Raw genomic sequence first — 10,809 nt, 5'->3', positions numbered from 1 at the left:
CAGATCGCCGACAACGGCCGCGGCGGCGCCTCCGCCGACACCGGCAGCGGCCTGGCGGGCCTGGCCGAGCGGCTGGACGCGGTCGACGGCCTGCTGGTGGTCGACTCCCCACCCGGCGGCCCCACCAGGATCACCGCGGAACTCCCCTGGCGCGCATAGGGACCGCGCCCCGGCGAAGAACCCGTCCGCTCCCCGGGGCGCGGGCCGCCCGCCGCACACGCGACCCGGCGAATCCTGGAATGCTGGGCGGCGGAAGCCGACCAGGATGATGGGGGAAGCGAGCAGTGGTGGACAGGGTACGGGTGGTCATCGCCGAGGATTCGGTACTGCTCCGGGAGGGCCTGACCCGCCTGCTGACCGATCGGGGGCACGAGGTCGTCGCGGGGGTCGGCGACGCGGAGGCGCTGCTCAAGGTGGTCGGCGAGCTGGCCGACGAGGACGCGCTGCCGGACGTGGTGGTGGCCGACGTACGGATGCCGCCCACCCACACCGACGAGGGCGTCAAGGCGGCCGTGCGGCTGCGCCGCGACCATCCCTCGGTGGGCGTGCTGGTGCTCTCGCAGTACGTGGAGGAGCAGTACGCCACCGAGCTGCTGGCCGGATCCAGTCGGGGCGTGGGCTATCTGCTCAAGGACCGGGTGGCCGACGTCCGCGAGTTCGTGGACGCGGTGGTGAGGGTGGCCGCGGGCGGCACCGCGCTGGACCCCGAGGTGGTCGCCCAGCTGCTGGGCCGCAGCCGCAAGCAGGACGTACTGGCCGGGCTGACCCCGCGCGAGCGGGAGGTGCTGGGGCTGATGGCCGAGGGGCGGACGAACTCGGCGATCGCCAAACAGCTGGTGGTCTCCGACGGCGCCGTGGAGAAGCACGTCAGCAACATCTTCCTGAAGCTGGGGCTGGCGCCCAGTGACGGGGATCACCGTCGGGTTCTGGCCGTTCTCACCTACCTGAACTCCTGAGGTCTGACACGGTGTCACTGGGGCTGCCGACCACAGGTTCGGCAGCCCCTGCGAAATGGCCGGAATCCACCCCAGGAAGAGCAGGAAGCAGGACTAAAGGACGTCGTTACAGCGTTCTAATGACGTGGGGTCCAGGATGCGAAACGCGCCAGGAAGGTCACCCTTACCGACGTACCATTGGCCGCGGTACCGGCGGTAAGGCAGTGATTCTGCGTTCCCCAGCCGCCGCCTCGAAGGAGGTCCAGTTCAGTGACCAGCCAGGTCAGCAGCCCGGCCGAGCCGCCAGCGCCCGGTGAGCAGAGCAAGCCAGGCAAGGAGATCAGGCGCCTGGACCGGGTGATCGTCCGGTTCGCGGGCGACTCCGGGGACGGCATGCAGCTCACCGGGGACCGGTTCACCTCCGAGACGGCCTCGTTCGGTAACGACCTGTCCACGCTGCCCAACTTCCCGGCCGAGATCAGGGCGCCCGCCGGGACGCTGCCGGGTGTCTCGTCGTTCCAGGTGCACTTCGCCGACCACGACATCCTCACCCCGGGCGACCGCCCCGACGTGCTGGTGGCCATGAACCCCGCGGCGCTGAAGGCCAACGTGGCCGATCTGCCGCGCGGCGCGGAGATCATCGTCAACACCGACGAGTTCACCAAGCGCGCCATGGCCAAGGTCGGCTACGACACCTCGCCGCTGGAGGACGGCGCGCTGGAGGCGTACAACGTCCATCCGGTGCCGCTGACCACCATGACGGTGGAGGCGCTGAAGGACTTCGGGCTGTCCCGCAAGGAGGCCGAGCGGAGCAAGAACATGTTCGCGCTCGGGCTGCTGTCGTGGATGTACCACCGCCCGACGGCCGGAACCGAGAGGTTCCTGCGTACGAAATTCGCCAAGAAGCCGCAGCTGGCCGAGGCGAACATCACCGCGTTCCGCGCCGGGTGGAACTTCGGAGAGACGACCGAGGACTTCGCGGTCACCTACGAGGTGGCGCCCGCCCAGGCCGCGTTCCCCCCGGGCACGTACCGCAACATCTCCGGAAACCTGGCGCTGGCCTACGGCCTGGTCGCGGCGTCGCAGCAGGCCGACCTGCCGCTGTTCCTCGGCTCGTACCCGATCACCCCGGCCAGCGACATCCTGCACGAGCTGTCCAAGCACAAGAACTTCGGCGTGCGCACCTTCCAGGCCGAGGACGAGATCGCGGGCATCGGCGCCGCGCTCGGCGCCGCCTTCGGCGGGTCGCTGGCGGTGACCACCACCTCGGGCCCCGGTGTGGCGCTCAAGAGCGAGACCATCGGCCTGGCCGTCTCCCTGGAGCTGCCGCTGCTGATCGTCGACATCCAGCGCGGCGGCCCGTCCACCGGTCTGCCCACCAAGACCGAGCAGGCCGACCTGCTGCAAGCCATGTACGGGCGCAACGGCGAGGCGCCGGTGCCCATCGTCGCGCCGTCCACCCCCGGCGACTGCTTCGACGCCGCGCTGGACGCCGCCCGCATCGCGCTGACCTACCGCACCCCGGTCTTCCTGCTCTCCGACGGCTACCTGGCCAACGGATCCGAGCCCTGGCGCATCCCGGACATCGGTGAACTCCCGGACCTGCGCGTCCAGTTCGCCACCACCCCCAACCACACCGACGCCGACGGCAACCAGCACTTCTGGCCGTACCTGCGCGATCCGCAGACGCTGGCCCGCCCCTGGGCGCTGCCCGGCACCCCCGGCCTCGAGCACCGCATCGGCGGCATCGAGAAGCACGACGGCAGCGGCAACATCTCCTACGACCCGGCCAACCACGACCTGATGGTCCGCACCCGGCAGGCCAAGGTGGACGGCATCAAGGTGCCGGACATCGTGGTGGACGACCCCACGGGCGACGCCCGTACCCTGGTCATCGGCTGGGGCTCCACGTACGGCCCGATCACCGCGGCGGTGCGCCGCACCCGGCAGGCGGGAGGCGAGATCGCCCAGGCCCATCTGCGGCATCTCAACCCGTTCCCCGCCAACCTCGGCGAGGCGCTGGCCCGGTACCGCAACGTCATCGTCCCGGAGATGAACCTCGGCCAGCTCGCGCACCTGCTGCGCGCCCGGTACCTGGTCGACGCCGCCTCCCACACCCAGGTCACCGGCCTTCCGTTCAAGGCCGAACAGCTCGCCGCCCGCCTCCAGGAGGCCGTGGCGCAGGGCCTTACGAAGGAGGCCGCCCATGTCCGCTGACGCGCTGTCGCTGATCCCCAAGGCCGACGCCAAGCAGTCGATGAAGGACTTCAAGTCGGACCAGGAAGTGCGCTGGTGCCCCGGCTGCGGCGACTACGCGATCCTCGCCGCCGTCCAGGGCTTCCTGCCCGAGCTCGGCCTGGCCCGCGAGAACATCGTCTTCATCTCCGGCATCGGCTGCTCCTCACGCTTCCCGTACTACATGAACACCTACGGGATGCACTCCATCCACGGCCGCGCCCCGGCCATCGCCACCGGACTGGCCACCACCCGCCGCGACCTGTCGGTGTGGGTGGTCACCGGAGACGGCGACGCGCTGTCCATCGGCGGCAACCACCTCATCCACGCGCTGCGCCGCAACGTCAACCTCAAGATCCTGCTGTTCAACAACCGGATCTACGGCCTCACCAAGGGCCAGTACTCCCCCACCAGCGAAGTCGGCAAGATCACCAAGTCCACGCCGATGGGCTCGCTGGACGCGCCGTTCAACCCGGTCTCGCTGGCCCTCGGCGCGGAGGCGTCGTTCGTGGCCCGCACCATCGACTCCGACCGCAAGCACCTCACCGAGGTCCTGCGCCAGGCCGCCGCCCACCCCGGCACCGCGCTGGTGGAGATCTACCAGAACTGCAACATCTTCAACGACGGCGCCTTCGACGACCTCAAGGACAAGAACACCGCCCTCGAATCCCTCATCCGCCTGGAACACGGCCAGCCCATCCGCTTCGGCGCCGAAGGCGCCAAGGGCGTCGTCCGCGACCGGGCTACCGGCGACCTGTGCATCGTCGAGGTCACCGAGGACAACGAGGCGGACATTCTGGTGCACGACGCCCACGCCGCCTCGCCGACGACCGCGTTCGCGCTGTCCCGCCTGGCCGACCCGCAGACCCTGCACCACACCCCCGTCGGGGTGCTGCGCAGCGTGCGCCGCCCGGTCTACGACAACGCCATGGCCGACCAGCTCGACGCCGCCGTGGAGCAGAAGGGCAAGGGGGACCTCGCTGCCCTGCTCGCGGGCAACGACACCTGGACCGTCGTCGGCTGACGGCGTCTCCCTCACGAGGATCACGTATCGCACGGGTGCCCGGTCGACGCGTCTACAAGACACGACGACCGGGCAACCGTATGTGTATGTCTATGGCCACCACTACCGAGACCACCGCGCCCCGCGACAAGGTCACCTACCGCTTCAAGCGACTGCTGCTCGGACCGCCGCTGATCACCGAGCAGTTGTCCGAGGAGAAGCTCTCCAACCCGATCGCGCTCGGCGTGCTCGCGTCCGACTGCATGTCCTCCACCGCGTACGGCTCCGAGGAAATGCTGCGGATCCTCGTCCCGGTGATCGGCGTTGCCGCGTTCTCCATGCTGATGCCGCTCACCGGCGTCATCATCTTCGTCCTGTTGCTGCTGACCCTGTCCTACCGCGATGTGGTGACCGTCTACACCCGGGCGGGCGGCTCCTACGTGGTCGCCCGGGAGAACTTCGGGCCGAACGTCGCACAGATCGCGGCCGTCGCCCTGCTGATCGACTACATCGTCACCGTCGCCGTGCAGACCGCGGCCGGAAGCGACGCGATCATCTCGCTCGCCCATCTGATCGGCAAAGGCTACACAGGACTTGACAACTACAAGACACCGATCAACGTGGTGGTCGTCCTGATCCTGATGTACGGCAACCTGCGCGGCATCCGGGAGGCGGGCCGGACCTTCGCCGCGCCCGCCTACATGTTCATGTTGGCGGTCGCGGCGATGCTGGTGGTGGGCGTGGCCCGGTTCATGCTCTACGGGCACCTGCCGCACGCCGACGTCCATGCCTCCGGCGCGCTGTCCCTGGGCTCGTCGAGCAACGGGTTGTTCTACGGCGCGACGCTGTTCATCGTGCTGCGGGCGTTCGCCAACGGCGGTTCCTCGCTGACCGGTCTGGAGGCGATCTCCAACGGCGTCTCGGCGTTCCGCGAGCCGCAGGGCACCAACGCCCGCAAGACACTGGTGGCGATGAGCATCGCGCTGGCCATCATGGTCTTCGGGGTCTCCACGCTGGCGTACTTCACCCACGCCATCCCTTACAAGGACGGCAACCCGACCGTCATCGCCCAGGAGGCGCATCTGCTGTTCGGCAGCGGCTGGATCGGTACCGTGGGCCTGATCTACGTGCAGTTGGCCACCGCGCTGATCCTCTACACCGGGGCCAACACCCCGTACACCGGCTTTCCGTTCCTGGCCAGCTTCGTGGCCGAAGACAGCTTCCTGCCACGTCAGTTCATGCGGCGCGGACATCGACTGGCGTTCTCCAACGGGATCGTGGTGCTCACCGCGCTGGCACTGGCGCTGCTGATCGTCACCCGCGGCAACGTCGACAAACTGGTGTCGCTGTACGCGATCGGTGTCTTCACCGGCTTCACCATGGCCGCGTCCGGGCTGTTCGCCTACCACCTCAGGCGCCAGGAGGCCGGCCGCGCCTGGAAGATGGCGGTCAACCTCGCGGCGGCCATCGCCTCCGCGCTGGTCGTGGTGATCTTCGCGATCACCAAGTTCACCGAGGGCGCCTGGCTGGTGGTGGTGCTCTTCCCCATCGGCGTGTGGGCGTTGATCCGCATCAACCGGCAGTACCGCGCCGAGGCGGCGGCGATGGAGACCATGCCGGTGCCCGGTGCCGACCGGCCGACCTGGCGGCGGCACGTGGTCTACGTCCTGGTGGACAGCCTCGACCTGGCCACCCTCAAGGCACTGCGGTACGCACACCGGGTGCGGCCCGACGAGGTGCGGGCACTGCACTTCATGGTCGACGACAAGCACGCCCGGCAGCTGATGGACAACTGGGAGGACACCGCGGGCACCACGGTGCCGCTGGAGGTCGTCGAATGCCCCGACCGGCGGCTGCGGCGCGCGGTGGTGGAACTGGCCGCCCGCACCACCAGCGACGGCGAGACGGCGCTCACGCTGTTGCTGCCCCGGCGCACCTACGCCCCGGTGATCGGCAAGATCCTGCACCGGGGGACGGGTGACGCGATGGCCAAGGCGGTTGAGGACCTGCCGAACGTGGCGGTGACCGTCTTGCCGTTCGACGTGGAACGCGCCGTCCAGACGCTGGAGGCCGGGCGCCAGCCCGCGCCGTGACAGGTGCTCGCCGTTGCGGCGGAAACCATCTCCGCCGCGACGGCGAGCAACCACCATGCCGGAGTCCGGCGCTACCGAGCCTGCCTAAGCGGTGATGTCCCGCGTGGTGAAACGCGCCCACGCGGCGGAGCCGAACACGGCCGTGTACAGCGCCTGCAGGCCCAGGTCCTTCGCCAGACCGTCCCACATCACCGGCGCCCGCAGGAGATCGGCGAAGCTCAGCCAGTAGTGCGAGAACAACAAGGGCTGCACAGCGTGCAGTTGGGGCACACCGTCCATGATCTGGACGGTGATGAGCACGCCGACGGTGGTGGCCATCGCGGCGATGCCGCTGTCCGTCAACGTTGAGATGAACAGCCCCAGCGCCGCGATGCCGATCAGTGACACCGCGACCACCCCGGCGATCGCCGCCGCCCGCAGCAGCCCGTCGGAGAACGGAACGGTGACCCCGGAGATCAAGGTGACGTCACCGAGCGGAAACAGCACCGCGCCCACCAGCAGCGCGGAGGCCGCCACCACCAACGTGGCCACCAGGCAGAACACCATCACCGAGGCGTACTTGGCCAACAGCAGCCGGGTCCGCCCGGCGGGCGCCACCAGCAGATAGCGCAACGTCCCCGCACTGGCCTCCCCGGCGATGGCGTCACCGGCGATGACTCCGATCGCCATCGGCAGGAAGAACGGCAGCGTCACCGCCAGCGCGGTGAACACCAGGAACAGACCGTTGTTGGTGACCTCGGCGATGAACGCCGGGCCGTGCCCGCCCTGATCGCCGTGCGTCTGCGCCTTGACCGCGATGCCGACCAGCACCGGCACCGTCGCCAGCACCCCCAACAGCACCAGCGTCCGCCAGCGGCGGAACACCGTACCCAGTTCGCTGCGCAGCAGCCCGAGTGACCACAGTGGGCTGGGGTTGCGGACCAGCGGTTCAGCCAGCGACATCGAACCCCTCTCCGGTCAGCGCCACGAACGCGTCCTCCAGCGACACCCGCTGCCTGCCGAAGCCCCGCACCCGGACCCCGGCGGTCACCAGTGCCGCGTTCAGCACCGCCAAGTCCGGTGCGCCGTCCGGCAGTTCACCACTGACCTCGTCGCCGTCCGAGGTCAGCTCGGACAGCCCGTGCTCCTTGAGCACCCGTGCCGCCTCGGCCGGGTCGGGGGTGGTGACGGTCAGCCGACCGCGTACGCCCGCGGACAGCTCGGCGACGGCGCCCTGGACGATCAGTCGGCCGCGGGACATCACCGCGGCGTGGGTGCAGACCTGCTCGATCTCGTCCAGCAGATGCGAGGAGAGGAACACCGTGGTGCCGTCCGCGGCCAGCTCCCTGACCAAGCCGCGGATCTCCCGCATGCCCTGTGGGTCAAGGCCGTTGGTGGGCTCGTCCAGCACCAGCAGTTCGCGCGGCTGGAGCAGGGCGGCGGCCAGGCCCAGGCGCTGCTTCATGCCGAGCGAGTACGCTCGCGCCTTCTTGCCCGCGGCCGCGGCCAGCCCGACCCGCTCCAGCGCCGCGTCCACCCGCGCTCCACGGGTGCGCGGATCAGCCGTCGGATCGGCGGCGTCGAACCGTACGAGGTTGTCCCGTCCGGTGAGGAACGGATACAGCGCCGGTCCCTCGATGAGCGCGCCGACCTTGGGCAGCACCCGGCGGGCGGCGCGCGGCATCGGCTCGCCGAGCAGATGGCCACCGCCCGAGGACGGCTCGATCAGCCCCAGCAGCATGCGGATCGTCGTCGTCTTCCCCGATCCGTTGGGGCCGAGGAAGCCGAAGACGCTGCCGCGTGGAACGGTCAACTCCAGCCCGTCGACAGCGAGCTGCCCGCCACGGAACCTCTTGGTCAGACCGCGCGTGGCGATCGCGGCCTCCCCGGCGGGCAGCCCCTCCGCCCGCCCGTCGCCCGCCACCGCCCTCAACGGAGGCGCTTCGCGCCGCTGTTTCACTAATTCGCCGCCGAATTGGCCGCCTTGACCAGCGCGTTCTGGTTCACCGCACCGGCGAAGACCGCGCCCTTGTCGGTGATCAGTACGTTGACCAGCCGGGTGTTGATGACCGTCCCGGTGCCGAAGGAGCCCTTGACCCGGTGGCCGAAGGAACCCAGCAGGCCCTGGACGCTCTCGCTCTGGCCGCCCTTGCCGCTGGGCAGTTGGCCGCCTTCGGACTTCAGCTCCGCGATGGAGTTCCAGTCCTTGCCGATCACGTTCAGACCGGACAGGCCGCCGTGATCCTGGGCGCCCCGGTCCTCGCCGTTGTCCTTGCCCTCGGTGACCTTGGCGCCCCTGGGCACCGAGAAGTCGAAGGTGCTGGCGGCGGGCTTGCCGAAGTTGACCTTGGTGTAGCCGATGTCCACCGCCGCCGCGCCGCCGCCCTTCGGGGTGAGGGTGAACCTCAACGGCACGCCGTTGGCGGCGTCGACCGCCACCCGGATCGAGTCGATGGTGCTGTCCGCCTGCTTGGGCTTGACCAGCAGTTTGTAGGCCTGCTGCCCGGCGACCCGCGCGGTGCCGTCCACGGTGACCGAGGTGGTCGGGCCGACGTTCTTCAGCGCCTGCCTGACCGCTTCCTGCGGGGTGGCGGGGAGCTGCTCGTCCCGGTGCGTACGGTGGCCGCGCTGGGCGCCCTTGTCGGCGGTCTGGTGGTACACCGAGTTGCTGGCGCTGTCGTACGCCCACATCTGGTCGCCGTTGTGCACGACCGTGTACTCCGCGGTGTTGTCGACGATCGACACCCGCTGGCGGTCCGGGCCGTCGGCGGCCACCCGCAGCGTGTGCGTACCGGAGATCAGTTCGGTGAGCTTGGCTTGCGGATCGGCGGTCGAGCCGCCACCGCCCTTGCCACCGTGCTGGCCGAACGGACCGCCACCACCGGTCGCGCCGCCCACGGCACCGTTCAGCAGACCGTCGGGCAGGCCGAGGTCGGTGGTGACCTGGACCGAGCCGGAGACCGTCTGGACCTTGGACGTCGCTATCTTGTCCAGCAACTGCTCAGCGGTGATGTTCGGCAGGGAGGGGCTGCCGCCGGTGCTGGCCAGGGCGGTGCCCAGGCCGATCGTGGCCGCCGCCACCCCCGCGATGGCGACCGGCACGCCGTACCGGACCACCTTGCGGGAGCGCGGAAAGGCGTCGCCGCCGTCCCCCTCGAACCCTGCGTACCCTCCGAAGTCCCGTTCGGCCTGCGGCGGTTGGATCGGTGCCATTGCCTACTACCTCCGTCGTTGGCGGTGGCCCGGCTCTTCCATTGTCACCCGAGCCCCCCATGGCTGGTGCTGTCCATCCCACCAAACGGAGGCGCCCCGACACATCCGCCCACAGGATCAACCCGATGTACGCCCCGGGGATGACGGAACCCTGACCGCGTGTTACCCGGCCCGGTAGACCACCGCGTCACACAGCGCGACCAGCGCCTGCTTGGCAGCGCACTCCGACAGCGGGTCCAGTGCCGCACGAGCCGCGTCGGCGTACCGCACGGTGTCCCGGCGCGCCTGCTCAAGCGCCGGGTGGGCACGTAGCAGCCGCAGCGCCTCGGCGTGCCGCTCGTCGTCGCTGAGGTCGCTGTCCAGCAGCTCCACCAGACGGCGGTCGTCGGGCGACGCGGCGCCCGCGGCCCGCGCCACCTGGTCCCGTACGTGCAGCACCGGCAGCGTGGGGATGCCCTCCCGCAGATCGGTGCCCGGTGTCTTGCCGGATTCATGGGTGTCGCTGGCGATGTCCAGGACATCGTCGGCGAGCTGGAACGCCACGCCGATCCGCTCGCCGTACTGGGTGAGGGTGTCCACCACCGACTCGGGCGCGCCGGACATCATCGCGCCGAAGCGGGTGGAGACGGCGACCAGAGAACCGGTTTTCCCGGCGATGACGTCGAGGTAGTGGTCAATGGGGTCACGTCCGTCGCGCGGTCCCGCGGTCTCCAGGATCTGACCGGTGACCAGGCGCTCGAACGCCTCCGCCTGGATGCGCACCGCCTCCGGGCCGAGGTCGGCCAGGATGTGCGAGGCGCGGGCGAACAGGAAGTCACCGGTGAGCACCGCGACCGAGTTGTCCCAGCGGGCGTTGGCGCTGGGCACGCCGCGGCGGACGTTCGCCTCGTCCATCACGTCGTCGTGGTAGAGGGTGGCGAGATGGGTGAGCTCCACGACCACCGCGGACGGCACCACACCCGGCGCGTGCGGGTCCCCGAACTGCGCTGCCAGCAGCACCAGCAGCGGCCGGAACCGCTTGCCGCCCGCCCGCACCAGATGCTGGGCCGCCTCGGTGATGAACGGTACGTCGCTCTTGGTGGCTTCCAGCAGGCCCTCTTCCACATCCGCAAGACCCGCACGGATGTCGGTGTCGAGGACCTGGTCGCGCACGCTCAGCCCGAAGGGCCCGACGACGGTCACGAGGGGAACTCCTGTCGCTGATTCGGTCACGTGGCCTCAGTGCCATTGGTTGCAGCGTATCCGGTCGCCTGTGGATCACCATGGGCTGGTCCGGTTCGCCGCCACGTGGCTGTGGCCGATGACCTGCGTCTGCGACGCTTTGCCCTCCCTCCCGCCCTTTCCTTCCCCC

The 10,809-nt window shown here is 69.8% G+C and carries 8 protein-coding genes and 1 pseudogene; 5 read left to right on the top strand and 4 right to left on the bottom strand.

All coding sequences use genetic code 11. From position 1 onward, the window contains the following. From NON19_RS32510 to NON19_RS32490, 5 genes and pseudogenes are all read left to right on the top strand, one after another. Positions 1-159 (top strand): annotated as a pseudogene (locus tag NON19_RS32510) (sensor histidine kinase); the annotation flags it as partial. A gap of 125 nt (positions 160-284) precedes the next feature. Continuing rightward, positions 285-956, top strand: a complete 672-nt coding sequence (locus NON19_RS32505) for a response regulator (RefSeq protein ID WP_255932876.1) — start codon at positions 285-287, stop codon at positions 954-956. A gap of 249 nt (positions 957-1,205) precedes the next feature. After that, positions 1,206-3,152 (top strand): 2-oxoacid:acceptor oxidoreductase subunit alpha, encoded by a 1,947-nt coding sequence (locus NON19_RS32500; protein WP_255932875.1) that lies wholly within the window; start codon positions 1,206-1,208, stop codon positions 3,150-3,152. Beyond that, complete coding sequence (locus NON19_RS32495; RefSeq protein ID WP_255932874.1) at positions 3,142-4,194, top strand: 2-oxoacid:ferredoxin oxidoreductase subunit beta; 1,053 nt, start codon at positions 3,142-3,144, stop codon at positions 4,192-4,194. Before NON19_RS32500 ends, NON19_RS32495 begins: the two co-directional genes overlap by 11 nt. A gap of 92 nt (positions 4,195-4,286) precedes the next feature. Next, positions 4,287-6,266, top strand: a complete 1,980-nt coding sequence (locus NON19_RS32490; protein ID WP_255932873.1) for an APC family permease — start codon at positions 4,287-4,289, stop codon at positions 6,264-6,266. 84 nt (positions 6,267-6,350) lie between these two features. Here NON19_RS32490 and NON19_RS32485 read toward each other — a convergent pair whose 3' ends face one another. The 4 genes from NON19_RS32485 to NON19_RS32470 all read right to left on the bottom strand — a co-directional run bounded on the left by NON19_RS32485 (position 6,351) and on the right by NON19_RS32470 (position 10,640). After that, positions 6,351-7,208 carry an ABC transporter permease gene (locus NON19_RS32485; protein WP_255932872.1) on the bottom strand — a complete coding sequence of 286 codons (858 nt, stop codon included), beginning with the start codon at positions 7,206-7,208 and terminating at the stop codon, positions 6,351-6,353. Then, the gene (locus tag NON19_RS32480) at positions 7,195-8,169 is read right to left on the bottom strand and encodes an ABC transporter ATP-binding protein (RefSeq protein ID WP_255932871.1); all 975 of its coding nucleotides are present in this window, start codon (positions 8,167-8,169) and stop codon (positions 7,195-7,197) included. Before NON19_RS32480 ends, NON19_RS32485 begins: the two co-directional genes overlap by 14 nt. Before the next feature lie 35 nt (positions 8,170-8,204). Next, on the bottom strand, positions 8,205-9,458 hold the full coding sequence (locus NON19_RS32475) for a LolA family protein (protein WP_255932870.1): 1,254 nt from the start codon (positions 9,456-9,458) through the stop codon (positions 8,205-8,207). A gap of 162 nt (positions 9,459-9,620) precedes the next feature. Next, the gene (locus NON19_RS32470; protein ID WP_255932869.1) at positions 9,621-10,640 is read right to left on the bottom strand and encodes a polyprenyl synthetase family protein; all 1,020 of its coding nucleotides are present in this window, start codon (positions 10,638-10,640) and stop codon (positions 9,621-9,623) included. Positions 10,641-10,809 lie beyond the last annotated feature (169 nt).

The organism is Streptantibioticus rubrisoli (assembly GCF_024436055.1).
In the GTDB taxonomy this organism is placed as follows: Bacteria; Actinomycetota; Actinomycetes; order Streptomycetales; family Streptomycetaceae; genus Streptantibioticus_A; species Streptantibioticus_A rubrisoli.
Note: the sequence above shows the minus strand (reverse complement) of the source record. Positions and strands in the feature narration are given on the sequence as shown.